Annotated in this window: 14 protein-coding genes; 5 read left to right on the top strand and 9 right to left on the bottom strand. The window is 49.4% G+C overall.

The window, feature by feature from the left end; translation table 11 throughout:
• Positions 1–22: 22 nt before the first annotated feature.
• The 7 genes from OGY19_RS13290 to OGY19_RS13260 form a co-directional block, all read right to left on the bottom strand.
• On the bottom strand, positions 23–1,099 hold the full coding sequence (locus OGY19_RS13290; RefSeq protein WP_233609320.1) for a fimbrial protein: 1,077 nt from the start codon (positions 1,097–1,099) through the stop codon (positions 23–25).
• A gap of 20 nt (positions 1,100–1,119) precedes the next feature.
• Positions 1,120–1,707, bottom strand: coding sequence for a fimbrial protein (locus OGY19_RS13285; RefSeq protein WP_048211578.1), 588 nt, complete (start codon positions 1,705–1,707; stop codon positions 1,120–1,122).
• An 8-nt stretch (positions 1,708–1,715) separates the two neighbouring features.
• On the bottom strand, positions 1,716–2,195 hold the full coding sequence (locus tag OGY19_RS13280; protein ID WP_225807909.1) for a fimbrial protein: 480 nt from the start codon (positions 2,193–2,195) through the stop codon (positions 1,716–1,718).
• A 66-nt stretch (positions 2,196–2,261) separates the two neighbouring features.
• On the bottom strand, positions 2,262–4,847 hold the full coding sequence (locus OGY19_RS13275; protein WP_115602009.1) for an outer membrane usher protein: 2,586 nt from the start codon (positions 4,845–4,847) through the stop codon (positions 2,262–2,264).
• A gap of 23 nt (positions 4,848–4,870) precedes the next feature.
• Positions 4,871–5,593 (bottom strand): fimbria/pilus periplasmic chaperone, encoded by a 723-nt coding sequence (locus tag OGY19_RS13270; protein ID WP_048211581.1) that lies wholly within the window; start codon positions 5,591–5,593, stop codon positions 4,871–4,873.
• An 86-nt stretch (positions 5,594–5,679) separates the two neighbouring features.
• Positions 5,680–6,237, bottom strand: a complete 558-nt coding sequence (locus tag OGY19_RS13265) for a fimbrial protein (protein ID WP_061067955.1) — start codon at positions 6,235–6,237, stop codon at positions 5,680–5,682.
• 387 nt (positions 6,238–6,624) lie between these two features.
• Complete coding sequence (locus OGY19_RS13260) at positions 6,625–7,548, bottom strand: LysR substrate-binding domain-containing protein (protein ID WP_048211583.1); 924 nt, start codon at positions 7,546–7,548, stop codon at positions 6,625–6,627.
• Between the two features lie 230 nt (positions 7,549–7,778).
• Between OGY19_RS13260 and OGY19_RS13255 the strand changes: the two genes are divergently transcribed.
• The 4 genes from OGY19_RS13255 to OGY19_RS13240 all read left to right on the top strand — a co-directional run bounded on the left by OGY19_RS13255 (position 7,779) and on the right by OGY19_RS13240 (position 12,387).
• Entirely contained in the window at positions 7,779–8,681 is a 903-nt protein-coding gene (locus OGY19_RS13255; protein ID WP_115602010.1) for a manganese-dependent inorganic pyrophosphatase, read from the top strand.
• Positions 8,682–8,804: 123 nt separating this feature from the next.
• Positions 8,805–10,148: a 2-oxoadipate dioxygenase/decarboxylase HglS gene (gene hglS, locus OGY19_RS13250; protein WP_286596612.1), complete on the top strand. Its 1,344-nt coding sequence runs from the start codon at positions 8,805–8,807 to the stop codon at positions 10,146–10,148.
• 193 nt (positions 10,149–10,341) lie between these two features.
• Positions 10,342–11,997 carry a glucan biosynthesis protein D gene (locus OGY19_RS13245; protein ID WP_115602012.1) on the top strand — a complete coding sequence of 552 codons (1,656 nt, stop codon included), beginning with the start codon at positions 10,342–10,344 and terminating at the stop codon, positions 11,995–11,997.
• A gap of 165 nt (positions 11,998–12,162) precedes the next feature.
• Entirely contained in the window at positions 12,163–12,387 is a 225-nt protein-coding gene (locus OGY19_RS13240; RefSeq protein ID WP_003020276.1) for an HP1242/YdcH family protein, read from the top strand.
• A 66-nt stretch (positions 12,388–12,453) separates the two neighbouring features.
• Here OGY19_RS13240 and alr read toward each other — a convergent pair whose 3' ends face one another.
• Positions 12,454–13,680 (bottom strand): alanine racemase, encoded by a 1,227-nt coding sequence (alr, locus tag OGY19_RS13235; RefSeq protein ID WP_048211587.1) that lies wholly within the window; start codon positions 13,678–13,680, stop codon positions 12,454–12,456.
• 219 nt (positions 13,681–13,899) lie between these two features.
• Between alr and rimL the strand changes: the two genes are divergently transcribed.
• A complete protein-coding gene (rimL, locus tag OGY19_RS13230; RefSeq protein WP_115602013.1) occupies positions 13,900–14,445 on the top strand; it encodes a 50S ribosomal protein L7/L12-serine acetyltransferase in 546 nt (181 codons plus the stop codon).
• Here the strand turns inward: rimL and ydcK are convergent.
• Positions 14,437–15,417, bottom strand: coding sequence for a YdcK family protein (ydcK, locus tag OGY19_RS13225; RefSeq protein ID WP_048211589.1), 981 nt, complete (start codon positions 15,415–15,417; stop codon positions 14,437–14,439). The two genes, rimL and ydcK, sit on opposite strands and share 9 nt — an antisense overlap.
• Between the last annotated feature and the right edge of the window lie 113 nt (positions 15,418–15,530).

The raw sequence follows: 15,530 nt of genomic DNA, 5'->3' as shown, positions 1-15,530 counted from the left end.
TTTGTATTACCGGATTTCTTATTTATTTGTACGTCGCGCTGAGGGTGCCTACGGCGGTGAAGGCTCCGGGGGTGTAGTCATCACAGGTACTGTTGTTGCTGGCGGAGGTACAGGTGAGTAATCCGGCCATGGTGATATCTTTCGCCGTTACGATGGAACCAAAGTCGATGGACACTGAAGAATTTGTGTCATTCGCCGACAGATATTGCCGGGACGATCCCTCGTAAGAAACCGCCACTCCCCGTCCGCCCGCTGCTGAGGTGCCAGTCGTGGTATTGGCGAGAATAGACAACCCGCTATTATCATAAGCCGCTTTGGTCGACGTCAGTTTAAGGGTAACCCCTGAAGCATTAACGCAGTTGCTATTTTTCAAGGTGAAGGTTTTTCGTGGTTTGTCATTACCCACATCGCCAAAGTCGATGGTGGTGGGGGAAACGGATAGGTTACAGGTTGGCGCGGCGAATTTTACGGTGAATGAAGAAGCGTTTACTGTGGCGACAATCTGTTGACTGGTTATATTTTCATCTCCTGCTTTAAACCTACCTACCTCACCATTTATGACCGGATGCGCTTCACCATTACCTATTGAGGAAACCACCCCACGTTGCCAAACCTCGACGTATAATCCAACAGGAAAACTTCCATCTGCAGCATTATCGATCTCACGTGTCCAACTCGTATTAGACGGAATATAAGCTGTATAATTAGCATTAATAGAATTAGCTATGTAAATGTTATAATATATTCCGGGTATGCTCGTTGGAAAAAAAACTCTATTGTAGCTATATTTTGTACTGCCGCTGGTACTGGTATAACTATCGGATTGCGTACCGCTTGTTACTGTGGTCATTCCATAAAAATCAGAACCATCATTACCTGTATTACAGACTAAGTTACCATACTTTCCTGCACTTAATGTCCCCAATAACACGGGTGTTGTACTGGATGGGTTATAACTATTAACAACTAACGTTCCCGCGCTTACCGTGCTGGTATTAATTGTTTCAAAATAACACTCCTTGGCCTGCACCTGATATGAATAAATTCCGCTCAGCAGTAATGCCACAAAAGAAATTGATCGTGAAATCATCGTGCTCATATTAACCTGCCATTTATCCATTATTTGTAGCTCACGCTGATTTGCACCTGACTTAATACTCCACCTGGAGTGACCGGTTTTGATGAATCTATTTTCTGGAAGCGGGCGCGAAGGATAGGAAGGACCTTATTGTCATCGGTACCAATATAGTTACTATCGATAATAACTTCGGAAGTATTGTCTTTATTTAAAACATTTTTTCCGTCAAAAAAAGCGACAACGCCAACATTACCTGCTGCGGTTGTTGATTTAACTCGCCCTGTTGGCCCTGTATATTCATTAGGGAAGATCTGGTTACCGGTTAGCTGCGCCTTTTGCGGTTTGATGCTCATTACCAGAGATTTGGCAACGGACCCTGAGTCGCAGCTCAGAGTAAGCATTTGCCCTGCTAAGGTTACGTTTCCCTGCGCAGTGGCAGATAAATCCGCCCATGCGCCACCCGCAGAGAATTCGCTTGCGTCCAGGTCACCTAAATCCATATCAGAAGCGGCAATATAACAGCTACCGGTAACCAGCTCCGCCTTAACCGTTAATACATTTGTATTGGTACTGATTGCGGCCCATAGCGGTGTGGATATCAGCAATAAGACTGTTGGGATAAATTTCATGGTGGCTCCTACTGATAGGTGGTAGTGAACGTCAACGAACCGTTGAAAGTGCCACTTGTCGCAGAGGTTGCATAAGACGTCGGACGCAGAGATAAGACCAGATTCAGGGCTTTATTGGTGCGCTCAGTCGAGGTCCAGTCAAGCGGAGTACTACTATTGAGAACCAACAGAGAGTTTGGGGAGCCAGAACGATACAAAACCGCTGCTGCCCCGTTATCCCCACCCTTGAGTTCGGTTGGATAACCGCTGTAGACAGATGAGGCCTTAATTCCCGTTTTCATCCAGGTCACTGTCTGGTTTGTACTGGAGCCGATCGTGCAGTTGCTGTACTGCAACGAAAAATCTTTCAGCGTGTTAGCGCCCTGAGCCTCAAGTTCTGCGCGGGTTAATACACCAAAATCGATGGTTTGGTTCACCGCTTTGCTTGAACCAACAACAATATTGACGGTGCAGGTCATAGCAAGCAAATTGGCCTTAAAGTTAACCACGACATCCGCCGCAAAGAGATGCGGGCTGCATAATAGAAAAGAAACAAGCATTACCTGGCGCATAAGCTACTTTCCGGCTCCTGGCATCTGGCAAACTAACGTCTCCAGATGAATTGATTTTCCGATCATCGCGGGCGCGTCAGGGATCTGGTAGGTCACATCGCAGTAGCTTGCCGCGTCGCTCCCCCAAATAACCTTCAGGCTGCCACGTTGTTCGATCCCGCGTAAAAAGGCGCGGCCCGCCTGACCCATTGCGCCAACGGATTTTCCCTGCTCATTGAGAATGTTCGCGCCCAATGGAATGAAACTGTTATCACTACGTCTGAGCGTGACAAACACCGATTGACCTTGCTGGGTGGCGAAGGTGACTTTCACCACGGCACCATCGCGCGGAACCACGGCGGCGGAGGTATTTTTCACTTCGACGTCCGCCTTGATGGTGCTGAGATCCAGTCCGACGGTATTCTCGGCATAAGGTGAAAGACTGGTGGCAACTGCGTATCCGGCACTGTCAATCTCACCATACCCATTGGCGGTGGTCGCGCCATCTGCACCTTGCGCTTCAATAAGGGCTATGGCGCTTTGTGCGTTGACATTACCCGGTAAGAGCGTCAATCCACCGCTGTGTAGCAGCACACCGCCGTTATTGTTTAGGGAATACTGCTGGTTATGATTTTTATCGACTGTAGCGGAAACGCTGGTCGATCCATGCGCGCCGTTATAAGTGGAATATCCGCTGACGGAATAGGTGTCTTCTCCCTGGCTGGCCTGGTTAGCGGTGGTGCTGAGGCTGTAGTTCCATTTATTGTTGCTACTGTTGCCGCTGGCCGTACTGGTGAAACCGTTGTTGCCGCTAAAGTCGCTATTGGCGCTGAGGTTCAGACTGGAGAATGCTGGTTGATCGTTTTGAGCGTTGCTACCAAAAGGAATACTCAACCCAACGTACAGGCTGTCATCTTCATCGCCCCATTCGTTATAACTGCGCTGCAGCGAGATATTCCACGAGATGGAGCGGAAAGTATTGCTGTAGCCCAGCGAATACTGAGACGTTTTGTCTGAGCTACCCCAGTAACTCGTCCAGGTGCCGCTGAGATAAAATGAACCGTAATCTTCGCCGTTAAGGTTGATCGGTTGATTGACGTTAGCCTGAAGCTCATTCTTGGAATGGCTGTAGCTGTTGCGATACGCATCGTTACGGTTAGTATCGTGATCGTCGCTATAACTATCGATGCTATTTTGCAAAGAGATGACGTCATTAAGCGAGAGGTAATCTTTGGTGCTGTATCGATAGGCGCTAAAGCTGAAATTGGTCTGTGTTGCGTCCAGCACATTACTGTAGCTTATACGGTAACTCTGCCCCTGCAGAGCGCCAATATCTTCAAGTGAAGCGCGAGAGTGGATAACATCGACTGCGATAGCACCAAGACGCGTATTCATCGCCAGACCCAGCATCCCCGCCAGATAGTCTTCTTCCATTGATTGTATGCCGCCATACAGCGTGAAAATATCGCTCAGTCCATAATTACCGTTAGTGGTGAGCACCCAGGGAGAATCGCTGTTGCCATCGTTGTCTAATGTCCCAACGGCAAAATCCCAGTCAACTTCACCTTTGGTCATTAACTGAGCAACAGAGGCGTACGGTACGGTGAATAACCGTTTTGACCCATCAGCTTCTTCCACGGTAACGTCAAGGTCAGCGCCGTTGATTGCCACATAATAATCTTTCAGGGCAAAAGGACCTGGGGGAACGGTGGTTTCATAGATGATGCGAGACTGCTGTCGTACGGTAATTTTGGCATTACTGTTAGCCACGCCGTTGATGACGGGAACGTAGCGACCGTCATGTGGATCCATACGTTTGTCGTTATACAGATGTACGCCTTTAATGCCGATACTATCCAGTACTTCGCTGCGAGAGGTGACCTGACCTAGTTCCATTTGTGCCCGGATAGGGGGTAAATCGCGTGCCAAATAGAGGTCGTAGTTGTCCCAGGTCGCGCTATCGTCTTTTGCCCAGTTCAGCGCGCCGCTGGAACGTAACCGCCATGCTCCCAAATTGAGACCATAGCCGAGCCCCAGATAACCACTGTCAGAAGCGCTACCGTCGTTTTCACTGTGATAGCCGCTGAAGCTCCAGTTCAGTATTGCAGCAGGAATACCGGCATCCCAACGTGCGGGGTTGACATAACCCGCAGGGTGGCTGACGAGAAACAGCTGCGGAATTGTGAGCATCAGGATCTGTGAATTAGGATCGTAACTCACGCTGGATGAGGGGTAATAATCCGCCAGTATATAGCATTGCGATTCACCTTCGTCCGCATCTGCCGTGGGGAGTTTGTTTACATCAACGTTTGCTTCATCGAGCACCTCACGAGTCAGGCAGGGAGACGCGTTCGGGGTGTGGTTGTCAATAAACTGGATCTTTGCAGTTTGCTGTTGCTCACCGTTAATCCAAACGGAGACGGTATAAATACCGGGTTTCACCGGGTTGCCGCGCGCATATTGTGACACGTCGATTGTCGATTTTTTACCTGCATTGCTGAAGATAAAGTCATCGTTGAATTCAATGTAATTATCGTCAGCAAATCCTGTCTGACAAATAGCCAGTAATACCCATACTGAGGTCGCTAACCGGTGTTTTGACATCGACATAGAGCAATCCTTGCACGTGTTCTTTATTTATCCGTTACGTCAACGTTAGCCCCGTAATCATTGACGGCTGTCCATGAAACGGATTCTAGCCGAGGAGTGGTGAGCGTTTTCACTTCATAGCTGGCGCTGGAAAAAGGGGCGACCATGTCGGGCTCAATTTTGTATTTTTTCCCTCCGGAAGTGATGTTAGCGCCAACAAGCGAAACAAAATAAGGAGAGTCATTTTTCGCCGTCGCCCAAACTTGTTTACCTTGGTTAGCAAGGCTCCATTTCAGATGTTGGATTGCGTCATCCGCCGAACCTGGAAGGGATGCCGGGCGATAAAATACTTTGATGCGGGTTTTCAGCGCGATCTGCAGTTGATTCGATTTGGCGGCATCTTTATTTTTGCCGGGGATTTCAAGTGCATTAAACCAATACACGCTTTCACGATCGGTAGGTAACGGTTGACCGTCCCAGTTTAAGCGTACGGTCAATCCCTGTTTAGGATCGACCCGACTTACCGGGGGGGAGGCGATAAAAGGAACGTTTAAGGTTTGCGGATCAACATCTTCATGACCATCGTCTAACCAGGACTGGACTAATAAAGGTTGTTGCCCCTGATTCACCATTTTAATGAGCGCCTCTTTCGCGTCGGAAGGGTAAATGACACGGGTAGCGTTAATCACTATGCTGGCGACTGACGAATAGCTAAAAGAGATAGTGGTAGAAAGTATAATTATTCTGAATGTATTTTGTAGATTCATATCATTTATATCTTGGTTAAATAGCTGCAACCTTGAATTAAAAGTTGCAGCAGAGTTATTAACTATTCTTGATCTTACACAGCTTGTTAGGGGTAGGTTGTTACAAAGGTGGTATTCGCTTTCACTACACCAACGGTCGGCGTGCCAGAACCTGAATAGATATAACCGACGGTGTAATTAAATTCTGCACCGTTGGTGGTATCGTAAGTGGCTTCAGATTGCGGTGTGGCTGATGTAAAATCGATAATAGTACTGGTTGCGGTATCTTCTACCTGGAAACCCGCATCTTTATCTCCTGTTGCAGCGTTTAACAATGCTTTGCTGGTGCTGTTGTAATTACCGGTTGTTGAAAATTGGCCTTTTACTTTACCGCCTGCTGGTTCAGTGGCGCAGTTCTTAACGGTGATCTGAAATTTGGTTTTCATCGCAGGACTGCTGACAGCCGCTTGCATCGCAGAAACGGTGATGTCTGGCAGTTTGACTTCTTTGGAAGCAGAAATACCATCAATACTGACATCACAGGTTGATGATGTAATGTTTCCTGCAAAGTCAATGTTTGCAGAGTCAGAACCAGCCGCCTGGGCCTGAAAAGCAGCCCCTGCGATCAGAAGCGCTGCTGCACTTATACAATTAACAAATTTCATGTTATTTTCCTTAATAACAAATTAAATAGCGAAGACATTATATATCCCGAGATTCTGACTGGATAGCAGGTGAAGTTGTAGTTGGTTTTTTTTAAGAGTTAGATTAGGGGCAATAGCTAATTATTTAATGTAATATAGTATTAACTTAATTAGATTGATTTTTTATTCCTCATTGAATTCTAAAAGAAAATTTATAGATGTAAGTTTGTGTAGAGAATTTCATCCGCCATTATTCGATAGAGATATCATCAATAATAAGCATTGCTTAATTTACTTGTAAGGAAAAATACGCTTTTAGCTGTGTTTTATGACGGTTTTACCGTCCATATATTGAACATTTACATGGGGTGGGCCTGCCGGTAATAATAGACCCAATCATCAATACGATTAAACAGGTACGGTTTTGCGTATTGCGGCGATAAGGATCTGGGCGGCCTGAGAGAGTTGCACATCGACACGAGTAAGAATACCGATGGGTTCACCCGCACCGTGGGTGGGAATTGGCAATGACACCAGCGTTGCCTGGCGCAGATCTTCTCTAACCGCGCCTGAAGGGACAAACCACACATAGTCGTAATCAACCGTCAGTTGACGGGAGAGCGATGCTGACAGCGTTTCAATACAACCCGGCGGCATTTTACAGCCCTGACTTTGCAACAATGCCTCAGCATGCTGGCGAGGGGCGGTTCCTTTCGGCGAAACCACCACTGGCCACTCAATCACCCGGCTAAGTGTGATGGTTTCCTGTAACAATGGATGGTTAGGACGCACGACCAGTTTGAGTGATTCCAGAAATAACAGTTCGTAGTTCAGACCGACCATCAATTCCGGATCGGCCATACGGCCAATACCGAGGTCGATCTCCCCGGATTTTAAACCGGCCAGTATCATGGGATTACTCATGGTGGCAACTTGCAGAGTAGTCTCCATTTGCTGCTTATGGAACGGACCGATTACCGCCGGAAGAATACCCAACGCAGCTGTTGGCAAGGCACCAATACGCACGACATCATTCTGAGATTCTTCACGATGATTTAATGCCTGCCCGGCAGTGTTGAGTGCATCAAGCACTCTTACCGCATGGGTAAGAAACTGCTCGCCGGGCAACGTTAATTGTGCACCAAGGCGACCGCGTTCAAAGAGTCGGGTTCCGGTCAGTTGCTCCAGTTCGTTCAGTGTTTTGGAGAGGGCTGGTTGACTCAGGTTAAGGGTTTCGGCCGCACGTCCCAACGTTCCCTGTTGGGCAACGGCGACAAAAGTATGAAGATGGCGCAAGCGAATGCGCTGATTGAACAGAACATTTTTTTCCATAAGCGATGTTAAAAACAGAGCCGTATTGGTGACAAGTGAAGTTGTTTGTTTTTGATAACTTGATAGCAAAATATTATTAACATTTAACGCGTTTTACTTACAACTGATTTATTTTGCTTATGTTTTGTACAGCATGACCGCGTAGTGGGATCATGGAAGGGAATGTAGCCAGTCGTTATACTCGGACAATTGTTCGCTTTTTCATCATCCATCATCACAAGGCACTGACCATGATCCATGTAATAGGGCACCTTAACCCCGATAGCGATGCCATTTGCACCGCGGCAATGACAGCTCGCTGGCTTACGTTACGCGGCCGGCAGGCGACGGCATGGCGTCTGGGAGAACCGAACCGCGAAACGCAATTTATCTTTGCGCATGCAGGACTGGACATGCCCGAACGACTCACGTTTCCGCTGACCGATCAGGATGTTTGGGTGGTAGATTTCACCGAACCGACACAGGGGCCGGAATCGCTGTCTGAGAGCAATGTCGTTGGTATCATCGACCATCATCGACTCGGCGGATTAGTGACTCGTCTTCCTCCAGAGGTCTGGGTCAAACCTGTTGGCAGCAGTGCGACGTTGTTGTGGCAACTGATGGCGGATGACGAGCGCAGTCAGCTGTCGTCTGCGGAGGCTTTTTTGCTACTGGGGGCTATTTTAAGTGACACTGTCATACTTCGCTCGCCGACTACTACACCGGATGACAGCCAGGCGGTGGGGGCTCTGGCCCAAAAAACGGGTGTGGATCTGGACGCTTTTAGCCGTGATCTGTTGTCGGCCAAAACCAGCGTCGAAGACATGAGTGCCCGTGAGCTGCTGCATAAAGACATTAAAACGTTCACCATTCATGGGCATAAAGTCTGCGTGGCGCAACTCGAGCTGTATGCATTGCGCCAGGTTGACGGTATGCTGGACGATCTCCGCGAGGAGATGACCCGTTATGCTGAGGAAAATCAGGCTGCGCTGGTGGTACTGATGCTGACGGACATCAATCTTGGCGATACCAGCCTGTGGTTCGCTGGATCTGAGTTGTCAGAGTTACCGCAACCCTGCAAGGTCGAAGGCATGCTCAGTCGTAAAAAACAGATGTTGCCATGGCTGGAACGTCAGTTAAAACCGCGTCAGTAAGCTTCAGTTCACTGCCTTTGTGGGTGGGGGGAATTTATGCGGGATCACAGTTTGTAAATTCTTCCCACCGGACTCAGCGGCGTTTTCTACACTCCAGGTAATATTCACTGGAGGCATGACATTATGGCGAACACCATCACGGCTGATGAGATTCGGGAACAATTTTCGCAGGCAATGTCAGCAATGTACCAGCAGGAAGTCCCGCAGTATGGCACGTTGCTGGAACTTGTCGCTGATGTGAATCTGGCGGTACTGGAAAATAATCCGACGCTGCATGAAAAACTGGCCAATGCGGATGAACTGGCACGGCTCAATGTTGAACGCCATGGGGCAATTCGGGTCGGTACTGCGCAGGAGTTGTCTACACTGCGGCGGATGTTTGCCATTATGGGGATGTATCCGGTTAGCTATTACGATCTCTCCCAGGCCGGCGTCCCCGTCCATTCCACGGCGTTTCGTCCCATCGACGATGCTTCGCTTTCGCGCAACCCGTTCCGGGTATTTACCTCGTTATTACGCCTCGAATTAATCGAGAACGCGGTGTTGCGCCAGCAGGCAGCGGAGATCCTCGCAAAGCGTGATATTTTCACGCGTCGTTGTCACGAACTGCTGGATGAGTTTGATGCACAGGGTAGTTTCACACCCGCACAAGCTCAGGAATTTGTGCATGAGGCACTGGAAACGTTCCGTTGGCATCAACACGCCACCGTAGATGAACAAACGTATCATGCCTTGCATAACGAGCATCGACTGATTGCCGATGTGGTGTGCTTCCCTGGTTGTCATATCAACCATCTGACGCCGCGTACATTGGATATCGATCGGGTGCAGTCGATGATGCCGGAGTGCGGTATTGCACCGAAAATTCTCATTGAAGGCCCACCACGGCGCGAGGTGCCTATCTTGCTGCGCCAGACCAGCTTTAAGGCGCTGGAAGAACCAGTGTTGTTTGCCGGCGAAATGCGTGGAACTCACACAGCTCGTTTTGGCGAAATCGAGCAACGTGGTGTGGCGCTGACGCCAAAGGGCCGGGCGTTGTACGACGAACTGTTGAGTAAAGCGGGGACGGGGAAAGATAACCTGACGCACCAGTTGCATCTTCAGGACGTGTTTAAGGCGTTCCCGGACAGCGAGTTTCTGTTGCGCCAGCAAGGGCTTGCCTGGTTCCGTTATCGCCTGACGCCGTCGGGCGAGGCGCATCGGCAGGCTATCCGTCCGGATGACGACCCGCAGCTGCTCATTGAGCGAGGGTGGCTGGTTGCGCAACCCATCACCTACGAGGATTTTTTGCCCGTGAGCGCCGCAGGGATTTTCCAGTCTAATCTGGGTAATGAAACGCAGGCGCGCAGCCACGGTAATTCCAGCCGCGATGCCTTTGAACAGGCGCTGGGCTGCGCAGTATATGATGAGTTTGCGTTGTATCAGGAGGCGCAAGAACGTAGTAAACGGCGGTGTGGTTTACTTTAACTGAATTTACACGGGATTCGGCCTGTTCTCATCGACATAAAATATTTTCGATTTTGTACAGATAATCGTCGACCAACAATTGGATTATTAATGAATTTTGTCTAGAGTGAGCGGTCAGAAATGTGCACTCTCTTGCCGCAGATTTTGACCGGCGCGGGACCATTTACACGACCAGAAGGACTCACTTTCAGGCATGAATCGCAGACGATTTATTAAAGGTTCAATGGCAGTGGCCGCCGTGTGCGGAACCAGTGGTATTGCATCACTCTTTTCCCGCGCCGCCTATGCGGCAGAGTCTGACATTGCAGACGGAAAAACCGTACGTTTTGATTTTTCCGTTCTGCAATCGATGGCCCATGATTTAGCACAGAAACCCTGGGGCGGCGCGCCGCGCGCATTGCCGGATACGTTGGCTAAACTGACGCCGCAGGCTTACAACAGTATTCAGTACGACGCAGAACAGTCACTGTGGAACAACGTTGAAAATCGTCAACTTGACGCGCAGTTCTTCCATGTGGGAATGGGCTTCCGTCGCCGCGTACGCATGTACTCGGTTGATGACAGTACGCATATGGCGCGTGAGATCCACTTCCGCCCGGAGCTTTTCAAGTACAACGATGCCGGTGTGGATACCAAACAGCTGGAAGGGCAAACCGATCTCGGTTTCGCCGGTTTCCGCGTGTTCAAAGCGCCTGAACTGGCTCGTCGCGATGTCGTGTCTTTCCTCGGTGCCAGCTATTTTCGCGCCGTAGATGACACCTATCAGTACGGTTTGTCGGCGCGTGGTCTGGCGGTTGATACGTATACCGACAGCAAAGAAGAGTTCCCGGACTTTACCGCATTCTGGTTCGAAACGGTTAAACCGGGCGCCACTTCATTTACTGTTTATGCACTGCTCGATAGCCCAAGCGTGACCGGCGCGTTTAAGTTTGTGATCCACTGTGAGAAAACGCAGGTGATCATGGATGTACAGAATCATGTCTATGCACGTAAAGACATCAAGCAACTCGGTATTGCGCCGATGACCAGCATGTTCAGCTGTGGTAACAATGAACGCCGGATGTGTGACACCATTCACCCGCAAATTCATGACTCCGACCGTCTGGCGATGTGGCGAGGCAATGGCGAGTGGATCTGCCGTCCGCTGAATAACCCGCAAAAACTGCAGTTTAATGCCTATACCGATAACAACCCGCGCGGATTTGGCTTGCTGCAGTTGGATCGTGACTTCTCCCACTATCAGGACATTATGGGTTGGTACAACAAGCGCCCCAGCCTGTGGGTCGAGCCACGTAACCAGTGGGGCAAGGGAACCATTGGCTTAATGGAGATCCCGACGACCGGGGAAACACTGGATAACGTCGTCTGCTTCTGGCAGCCGGAGAAGAAGATCAAAGCCGGCGATGAACTGGAATTCAAATATCGCCTGTACTGGAGCGCTCAGCCGCCGGTGCGCTCTCCGCTGGCTCGCGTGATGGCGACCCGTACAGGTATGGGCGGCTTCCCGGAAGGATGGGCGCCGGGCGAGCACTACCCGGAAAAATGGGCACGACGTTTTGCCGTTGATTTCATTGGTGGAGATTTAAAAGCCGCCGCGCCGAAAGGTATTGAACCGGTAATTACGCTTTCGAGTGGTGAAGCGAAACAGATTGAGATCCTCTACGTTGAACCTATCGACGGCTACCGCATTCAGTTTGACTGGTATCCGACTTCTGACTCAACCGATCCGGTAGATATGCGTATGTTCCTGCGTTGTCAGGGCGACGCCATCAGTGAAACCTGGCTGTATCAGTACTTCCCGCCAGCGCCGGATAAACGTCAGTACGTTGACGACCGCGAAATGCGTTGATCCTCACCGTTATGGCTCTCCTGACGGGGAGCCATGTTCGTCATTTTCTTAAAAAATTCTGTACACTATTTACTCGATCCTGCTCGCATTTTTCCCTGACTCAAACCGATAAGCTGAAGGTGTGTATTTCTTATACACATTCTTTACCACTAACAGGGAGAAAGTATGTTTCCAGAATACAGAGACCTTATTTCCCGACTGAAATCCGAGAATCCTCGTTTTCTGTCCTTATTCGAAAAACACAACAGCCTTGATCATGAGATTTCCAGACTGGAAGGTTCGGATGGTCGGGGATACAGTTTGGACATTGTTCGTCTTAAGAAACAGAAACTTCACCTGAAGGAAGATTTGCTCAAGATTTTGCAAAGAGAGAGTGTCAGTGAGAGCTAAATAGTACTGTGCTCACTGTGTAAAAGGGCTTCCAGCGAGAAAAGGAAGCCCTTCCTGTTTTAGGCGTTAATCGACCATCACGCGTTTGTTTGTCGCCCCCCAGAGGATCGACATTTCAGTGAACAGCGCGCCGCTAATTTCTTCGACTTCTTCTGCGCTCACCTGCGCATTTCCCTGTTTACCGAATAACACCACTTCATCGCCGGAGGCAACCTGCGGTAGATCGGTCACATCAACAATCACGGTATTCATGGATGTTTTACCCAGTACAGGAACCCGCTGGCCGTGGATCAATACGTGCCCCACGTTACTGAACACGCGACGATAACCATCAGCATAACCCGTCGGAATATTGGCAAGAACGGAATTACGTTTAAGGGTATAGGTTCTGTCATAGCCGACGGTATTTCCTTTGGGGTAATGGTTTACCGACGCGATTGCGGATTTAAACGTCATGACGCGTTTGTATTCGGTGCTGGCAATGGTATCGCCATAAAAAATACCGCCAACACGCACCATGTCGAGCCAGGATTCAGGAACGGTCAGGGTGGCGAACGTATTCGCGACATGCAGGGTGACATCTTCGCGCTTAAGCCCGGTAATTTTGAGTACCTGGGCCGATTGCGTATTGAAACGGGCCAGATCGCGTTTAACCACCGCCGCATCTTCTTCCGGGAAATGTGACATGATGCCAACAATTTTCAGACCGGGTAACGTGGAAATGGCGCGGGCCTCTTCCAGACCTGCCGCGGTGCTGACTTCCAGACCGTTTCGTGACATACCGCCAGAGTTCAGGGCCAGATGAATACGAATCGTTTTCCCTTTCTCCTGGGCAATTGCACTCAGACGTTTAGCCATATCCAGATTGCCAATCAGCTCTTCGGTATCAAAATCCGCCGCCTGGCGCATCTCTTTTTCCGTCGCGTTGCGAACGCGCATCAGCTGCGATGTATAGCCTGACTGACGAACAATGCTAATCTCCTCGTTGCTGGCGATGCCAATACACTGCACACCGTTTTGCATCATCACCGGCGTAACCAGTGAGAGATCGTGGCCATACGCATCGCCTTTAAGAATGGCGCACATCCGGGTTTTGTCTCCCAGCAGCTGCTGAACCTTATGAATGTTATATTCCAGCGCGCTACGGGAAATTTCCAGCGTGGTATTATCTACAACCGGTTGTTTGTTAACGGCAAAGGGGACAGGACCCGCTTGCGTGGTGGGGACGGGTTGGTGACAGGCGGTAATCAGTAAAAGCGGAATAAGTGCTAAACGACCCAAAGGTGCTGCCATGCTTGCTCCTTAGCAATAGAATGAAAGTGTTGTTGTCATCATTACGGCCTATCCAGGCATGGGATAACCGGACATCCAGAGTAACGGCTTCCGCGCCAGAGATTGTTTCTAAGTGATTGCTGTTACAGCATAAAAATATGACATCCACGGCGCTAAGCAGATTAATATCGGCTACTGCCAGCCAGAAATTCCCCGTTTACAATCGCCAAGGAGATAAACATGTCAGAAATTATTACCGTCAGTGACACGCTGGAACTGCGGGCAGTAGAAGAACAACACGTCACGCCTTTGCATCGACTGGTGCTCAAAAATAAAGTATGGCTCCAGCGGTCGCTGAACTGGCCGCAGCTTGTCGAATCTGAGGACGATACGCGTAAGAATGTGCAGGGGAATATGATGTTGCACCAGCGTGGCTACGCCAAAATGTTCCTTATCTTCAAACAAGGTGAAGTGGTTGGCGTTATTTCATTTAACCAAATAGAACCGCTGAATAAAGCGGCTTACATTGGCTACTGGTTGGATGAAGTTCATCAGGGACAGGGTATTATGTCCCGGTCGCTACAGGCACTGATTCATCATTATGCTCAGCGTGGCGAGATCCGTCGGTTCATTATTAAATGCCGCGTCGATAACCTGGAAAGTAACCAGGTGGCGCTGCGCAACGGTTTTCAGCTGGAAGGGTGTTTAAAGCAGGCAGAGTTTCTCAATGATGGTTATCATGATGTGAATCTCTATGCCCGTATCATTGATAGCGTTTCAGAATAAACCGGCGAGGGGGGTGCGCGTAATACGCTGTTCGCCGTTGATCACTTTTGGCCCGCGCAGATGGATTGCATCACCATCAAAGGCTTCAACGTGGGCCTGACCGGTTATCTCAATATGATGCTCGATCAGCACTTCACCCAGAATACAGGCGTGGCCTTCAATCAGGATGTGTCCATCCAGCAAGAGTGGCCCGCCGCGTAATTTTGCATGCCCCCCGACCAGCACATGGTGTTTCAGGATACAGTTACCTTCAACCACCGCATGCTCAGCCACCTGGGAGCTATAGCGCAGGGTCGGTATCGCATCTTCATCGGTACCAGCGATGATGCGGGCGTTGCCGTATACCTTCGCACAATCGCAGATCCAAACGTTATTTTCCTCATTACCCTCGATGCGGGCACAATCAAAAACCTCGGCGCGATGTTCAATAAAAGCGTAGTCAATGGTTGCATCGCCATAGATCTGCACCTGATGCACAATGCGTGAATGGTTTACGGTTGCGCGATCATATATTTGTAGGGGCTGGTCACTTTCACGGGTTAACCCTTTGGCGGCGATGACTTCGGAGCCTCCCAGAACACGTGCATCGCCCGACAAAAAACATTCGCCACGTACAACAGAATTTTGAATGGTGACGTTGTCACGTATTTGCGCGCCATGGCTAATTTCAGCCCGATCTATCCATACGGCACCGCCAATCTGTGCGCCATCTCTGACCACGCTGGCCTGCGTAATGCGGGCATTTCCAGAAATGGTTGCCCCCGCAAATGCCATCGCGTTCTCATCGTAAATCCAGCAATCACCGCACTGCGCCAGTACGGCTTCATTATCAATCCAGCCACCAGGCGTGCCGGCCGGAACATCATTAAAATCGATCAGTGCAATTATCTGGCGTAGTAATACGCTTCTTTTGTTGCCATTATCCTGATAACTGAAGGAGCGAGGTTCGTCGCTCAGACGGTATTTGGTCATAGCTCATTTCCGTGTTGCGTACCTTAGTTAAACGTAGCAAAGTTTTCCGTACTGGCTAAATCGCCATAATTTCCATAAAATGCATTTCAAATATACTTTAAAAAATAAACAAA

The organism is Citrobacter sp. Cy070 (genome assembly GCF_030332245.1).
Taxonomy (GTDB): domain Bacteria; phylum Pseudomonadota; class Gammaproteobacteria; order Enterobacterales; family Enterobacteriaceae; genus Citrobacter; species Citrobacter youngae.
Note: the sequence above shows the minus strand (reverse complement) of the source record. Positions and strands in the feature narration are given on the sequence as shown.

Coding starts and splice junctions, on each gene's coding strand:
- OGY19_RS13245 (WP_115602012.1), top strand. CDS start 10,342: ATGAATCGCAGACGATTTATTAAAGGTTCAATGGCAGTGGCCGCCGTG.
- alr (WP_048211587.1), bottom strand. CDS start 13,680: ATGGCAGCACCTTTGGGTCGTTTAGCACTTATTCCGCTTTTACTGATT.
- rimL (WP_115602013.1), top strand. CDS start 13,900: ATGTCAGAAATTATTACCGTCAGTGACACGCTGGAACTGCGGGCAGTA.
- OGY19_RS13240 (WP_003020276.1), top strand. CDS start 12,163: ATGTTTCCAGAATACAGAGACCTTATTTCCCGACTGAAATCCGAGAAT.
- OGY19_RS13285 (WP_048211578.1), bottom strand. CDS start 1,707: ATGAAATTTATCCCAACAGTCTTATTGCTGATATCCACACCGCTATGG.
- hglS (WP_286596612.1), top strand. CDS start 8,805: ATGGCGAACACCATCACGGCTGATGAGATTCGGGAACAATTTTCGCAG.
- OGY19_RS13255 (WP_115602010.1), top strand. CDS start 7,779: ATGATCCATGTAATAGGGCACCTTAACCCCGATAGCGATGCCATTTGC.
- ydcK (WP_048211589.1), bottom strand. CDS start 15,417: ATGACCAAATACCGTCTGAGCGACGAACCTCGCTCCTTCAGTTATCAG.
- OGY19_RS13270 (WP_048211581.1), bottom strand. CDS start 5,593: ATGAATCTACAAAATACATTCAGAATAATTATACTTTCTACCACTATC.
- OGY19_RS13260 (WP_048211583.1), bottom strand. CDS start 7,548: ATGGAAAAAAATGTTCTGTTCAATCAGCGCATTCGCTTGCGCCATCTT.
- OGY19_RS13290 (WP_233609320.1), bottom strand. CDS start 1,099: ATGAGCACGATGATTTCACGATCAATTTCTTTTGTGGCATTACTGCTG.
- OGY19_RS13275 (WP_115602009.1), bottom strand. CDS start 4,847: ATGTCGATGTCAAAACACCGGTTAGCGACCTCAGTATGGGTATTACTG.
- OGY19_RS13265 (WP_061067955.1), bottom strand. CDS start 6,237: ATGAAATTTGTTAATTGTATAAGTGCAGCAGCGCTTCTGATCGCAGGG.